Origin of the sequence: Streptomyces sp. NPDC056160, assembly GCF_042268205.1 — a bacterium.
Classification (GTDB): domain Bacteria; phylum Actinomycetota; class Actinomycetes; order Streptomycetales; family Streptomycetaceae; genus Streptomyces.
In genome coordinates this window covers 1-4821 of record NZ_JBHJUW010000271.1, presented here as the reverse complement: position 1 = coordinate 4821, position 4821 = coordinate 1, and the positions used below count along the sequence as shown (strand labels likewise).

5 protein-coding genes are annotated in these 4821 nt (G+C 71.2%); 4 read left to right on the top strand and 1 reads right to left on the bottom strand.

Translation table 11 applies throughout. From position 1 onward, the window contains the following. Window positions 1-55 precede the first annotated feature (55 nt). On the bottom strand, window positions 56-1438 hold the full coding sequence (locus tag ACFC02_RS41655; protein ID WP_376368088.1) for a glycine--tRNA ligase: 1383 nt from the start codon (window positions 1436-1438) through the stop codon (window positions 56-58). Window positions 1439-1621: 183 nt separating this feature from the next. On the opposite strand from ACFC02_RS41655, the gene ACFC02_RS41650 reads away from it, so the two are divergent. From ACFC02_RS41650 to ACFC02_RS41635, 4 genes are read left to right on the top strand one after another with little or no spacing between them, the layout of a single operon-like run. Further along, on the top strand, window positions 1622-2584 hold the full coding sequence (locus tag ACFC02_RS41650; RefSeq protein WP_376368086.1) for a metal ABC transporter substrate-binding protein: 963 nt from the start codon (window positions 1622-1624) through the stop codon (window positions 2582-2584). A gap of 20 nt (window positions 2585-2604) precedes the next feature. Continuing rightward, the gene (locus ACFC02_RS41645; protein ID WP_376368090.1) at window positions 2605-3375 is read left to right on the top strand and encodes a metal ABC transporter ATP-binding protein; all 771 of its coding nucleotides are present in this window, start codon (window positions 2605-2607) and stop codon (window positions 3373-3375) included. After that, window positions 3375-4277: a metal ABC transporter permease gene (locus tag ACFC02_RS41640; protein ID WP_360969080.1), complete on the top strand. Its 903-nt coding sequence runs from the start codon at window positions 3375-3377 to the stop codon at window positions 4275-4277. Before ACFC02_RS41645 ends, ACFC02_RS41640 begins: the two co-directional genes overlap by 1 nt. A 60-nt stretch (window positions 4278-4337) precedes the next feature. Beyond that, the gene (locus ACFC02_RS41635) at window positions 4338-4757 is read left to right on the top strand and encodes a transcriptional repressor (protein WP_360969083.1); all 420 of its coding nucleotides are present in this window, start codon (window positions 4338-4340) and stop codon (window positions 4755-4757) included. The last annotated feature ends 64 nt before the right edge of the window (window positions 4758-4821 follow it).

Genomic DNA, 4821 nt, shown 5'->3' with positions numbered 1-4821 from the left:
CCGTACGGCCGCCGGATGATACGGCGGCCGTACGGCGTTCAGCGGGCGGGGCGGGTCAGCAGCCGATCAGGCGGGCGGCCAGGTAGCCCTCGATCTGGTCCAGGGAGACGCGCTCCTGCTTCATGGAGTCGCGCTCGCGGACGGTGACCGCGTTGTCGTCCAGGGTGTCGAAGTCGACCGTCACGCAGAACGGCGTGCCGATCTCGTCCTGGCGGCGGTAGCGGCGGCCGATGGCGCCGGCGTCGTCGAACTCGATGTTCCAGTTCTGGCGCAGCGCCTGGGCCAGGCCCTTGGCCTTGGGGGACAGCTCCGGGTTGCGGGAGAGCGGGAGCACCGCCGCCTTCACCGGGGCGAGGCGGTGGTCCAGGCGCAGCACCGTGCGCTTCTCCATCTTGCCCTTGGCGTTGGGCGCCTCGTCCTCGACGTAGGCGTCGAGGAGGAACGCCAGCATCGCGCGGCCGACACCGGCCGCGGGCTCGATGACGTAAGGCGTCCAGCGCTCGCCGGCCTCCTGGTCGTAGTAGGCGAGGTCCTGGCCGGAGGCCTTGGCGTGGGCGCCGAGGTCGTAGTCGGTGCGGTTGGCGACGCCCTCCAGCTCGCCCCACTCGTTGCCGCCGAACTGGAAGCGGTACTCGATGTCGGCGGTGCGCTTGGAGTAGTGGGAGAGCTTCTCCTTGGGGTGCTCGTACCAGCGCATGTTCTCTTCACGCAGGCCCAGGCCGGTGTACCAGTTCCAGCGCTGCTCCATCCAGTACTCGTGCCACTTCTCGTCCTCGCCCGGCTTGACGAAGAACTCCATCTCCATCTGCTCGAACTCGCGGGTGCGGAAGATGAAGTTGCCCGGCGTGATCTCGTTGCGGAACGACTTGCCCATCTGGGCGATGCCGAACGGCGGCTTGCGGCGCGAGGTGGTCTGCACCTGGGCGAAGTTGGTGAAGATGCCCTGGGCCGTCTCGGGACGCAGGTAGGCGACGGAGCCGGTGTCCTGGGTGGGGCCGAGGTGGGTGGAGAGCAGGCCGGAGAACTGCTTGGGCTCGGTGAACTGGCCCTTGTTGCCGCAGTTGGGGCAGTTGACGTCGGCCAGGCCGTTCTCCGGGAGGCGGTTGTGCTTGGCCTCGTAGGCCTCCTCCAGGTGGTCCGCGCGGAACCGCTTGTGACACGCGGTGCACTCGGTCAGCGGGTCCGTGAAGGTGGCGACGTGGCCGGAGGCGACCCAGACCTCGGTGGCCAGGATCACGGACGAGTCGATACCGACCACGTCCTCGCGCGACGTCACCATGTAGCGCCACCACTGGCGCTTGAGGTTCTCCTTCAGCTCGACGCCCAACGGCCCGTAGTCCCAGGCGGCGCGCTGGCCGCCGTAGATCTCACTGCAGGGGAATACGAAGCCACGGCGCTTGCTCAGGCTGACGATGGTGTCGATCTTGTCGGCGGCCACGGTGCTCTCTTCATTACGACGACGGGCGACGAAGCGAGACGCTTCAGAGCGAATGCTTCAGGGTACCGGCGGGGGCTCCCCCTCAATCAAATCGGTGTCGCTGGGCGGGCCGCCGCGGGCCGCGCGGGGCCTCCGACAAGCGATTGTTGACAACGGTTCCCATTTTTGTTGAAAATGACTTTCATGAACGCACGACGACACCTCATATCCGGGACCGCTCTCGCCGCGGCCTGCGCCCTCGGCCTCGGAGCCCTGACCGCCTGCTCCTCAGCCGACGCGGCCGGCGGCAGCGGGAGCGGGAAGTACGACGTCGTCGCGTCGTTCTATCCGATGGCCTTCCTCGCCGAGCGCATCGGCGGTGACCACGTCCACGTCACCAGCCTCACGCAGCCCGGCCAGGAGCCGCACGACCTGGAGATCAGCGCCAAGCAGACCGCCCAGCTCCAGGAGTCCGACGCCGTCCTCTACCTCAAGGGACTCCAGCCCTCCGTCGACGAGGCCGTGGCCCAGTCCGGGGTGAGGACCAAGGTCGACGCCGCCTCCCTCACCACGCTGGAGGAGCACGGCAACGAGGTCGGCGGCCACGCCGCCGCGCACGACACCCACCAGGGCGAGGAGTCCGGCGGCAAGGACCCGCACATCTGGCTCGACCCGGTCCGCTACGCACAGGTCGCCCAGGGCGTCGGCAAGGCCCTGGAGAAGGGCGACCCGGACCACGCGGCGGACTACCGCAAGAACACCGCCGCCCTGGTCGGACAGCTGAACCAGCTGGACACCCGCTTCAAGAACGGCCTCGCGCACACCACCTCGAAGGTCTTCCTCACCACCCACGCCGCCTTCGGCTACCTCGCCGAGCGCTACGGCCTGACCGAGGAGGCCATCAACGGCCTCGACCCGGAGTCCGAGCCCAGCGCCGCCCGGGTCAGGGACCTGGAGAAGATGGCGAAGGCCGACCACGTCACCACCGTCTTCTACGAGACGCTCGTCAGCGACAAGACCGCCCGGACCATCGCCGCCGACGCGGGCCTGAGGACCGACGTCCTCGACCCGCTCGAAGGCATCACGGAGAAGTCCCGGGGCACCGACTACTTCTCGGTCCAGGAGGCCAACCTCAAGGCGCTCCAGCAGGCCCTGGGCGCCAAGTGACCGACACCGCGGAGCAGACCATGGGCGAACCCGTCATAGCCATGCGCCAGGTGCGCGCCGACCTCGGCGCCCGCCCCGTGCTGCGCGGCATCGACCTCACCGTGCACCGCGGGGAGGTGGTCGCGCTGCTAGGCGCCAACGGTTCCGGCAAGTCGACGGCCGTACGCAGCCTCATCGGCCAGGTGCCGGTCAGCGGCGGCGAGATCGAGCTGTTCGGCACCCCGCGGCGCCGCTTTGGCGACTGGGCGCGCGTCGGCTACGTGCCGCAGCGCACCACCGCCGCGGGCGGCGTCCCGGCGACCGTCACCGAGATCGTCTCCTCCGGGCGGCTCTCCCGCACCCGCTTCGGCGTCTTCCGCGCGGCCGACCGCGCGGCCGTGCGCCGCGCCCTGGACCTGGTCGGCATGGCGGACCGCGCCAAGGACCCGGCCGACGCCCTCTCCGGCGGCCAGCACCAGCGCGTGCTGATCGCCCGCGCGCTCGCCGCCGCCCCCGAACTGCTGATCATGGACGAGCCGATGGCGGGCGTCGACCTGGCCAGCCAGGAGGTGCTGGCGCGGACGCTCGAGGAGCAGGTCGCCGCCGGTACGACGGTGCTGCTGGTGCTGCACGAGCTGGGCCCGCTGGAGCCGCTGATCGACCGGGCGGTCGTCCTGCGCGACGGCTGCGTCCTGCACGACGGGCCGCCCCCGAAAGCGGTGGGCCAGCACGCCCTGCCCGGCCACGACCACGTCCACCCCCACGACGCCGGTGCCGGCGCCGCGCCGATCCGCACGGGACTGCTGAGCTGATGGACTTCCTGAACTACGCCTTCATGCAGCGCGCGCTGCTGGCCGCCGTGCTGGTCGGCATCACCGCGCCCGCCGTCGGGATCTACCTCGTCCAGCGCCGCCAGGCGCTCATGGGCGACGGCATCGGCCACGTGGCGATGACCGGCGTCGGCCTCGGCTTCCTGCTGTCCGCCTCCCCCGTGTGGATGGCGACGGCGGTCTCCGTGCTCGGCGCGGTCCTCATGGAGCTGATCCGCTGGTACGGCCGCACCCGCGGCGACATCGCCCTGGCGATGCTCTTCTACGGCGGCATGGCGGGCGGTGTCATGTTCATCAACCTCGCCCCCGGCGGCTCCAACGCCAACCTGACGTCGTACCTCTTCGGCTCGCTCTCGACGGTCTCGCAGTCCGACGTCGTGGCGATCTGCCTGCTGGCGGCCTTCGTCGTGCTGGTCACGCTGGGACTGCGCCGCCAGTTGTTCGCGGTCAGCCAGGACGAGGAGTTCGCCCGTGTGACCGGCCTGCCGGTGCGCGCCCTGAACCTGCTGACGGCCGTCACGGCGGCGGTGACGGTGACGGTCGCGATGCGCGTGGTCGGGCTGCTGCTCGTCTCCGCGCTCATGGTGGTCCCGGTGGCCGCCGCCCAGCAGCTCACCCGCAGCTTCGCCGCGACCTTCGCCGTCGCCGTCGCCATCGGCGTGAGCGTGACGATCGGCGGCACGGTCACCTCGTACTACCAGGACGTGCCCCCCGGTGCGACGATCGTCCTGCTGACCATCGCCGCGTTCATCGCCCTCACCGCGCTCGCCACGCCCCTGGCCCGGCGCCGCGCCCGGACGCTCGCCGCGGCACGGGCCGCGGGCGACCCCGCGGAGTGCGCGATTCCCGGCGCCCGGGACGCCGCGGACCCGATCGGCGTCTGACCGGGTCCTGCCGGGGCTGGCACAATGGCCCCGGCAGGCGCAGACGTGAGGAGGCATCCGGTGACGACCGCAGGACAGCCCGTGAAGGGCCGCGCCACCCGGCAGCGCGCCGCCGTCGCGGCAGCCCTCGACGAGGTCGACGAGTTCCGCAGCGCGCAGGAACTGCACGACATGCTCAAGCACAAGGGCGACTCGGTGGGCCTGACCACCGTCTACCGCACCCTGCAGAACCTCGCCGACGCCGGCGAGGTCGACGTGCTGCGCACCTCCGACGGCGAGTCCGTCTACCGCCGCTGCTCGACCGGCGAGCACCACCACCACCTGGTCTGCCGCGTCTGCGGCAAGGCGGTCGAGGTGGAGGGGCCCGCCGTGGAGAAGTGGGCGGAGGCGATCGCGGTGGAGCACGGCTTCGTCAACATCGCCCACACGGTGGAGATCTTCGGCACGTGCGCGGAGTGCGCGGCGGCCTCCGGCGGCTGAGCGGGACGCTGCCGCGCGGGGTGCGGTGATCCTGAGCGGGGTGCCGGGGCGGCGGCCCCGGCAC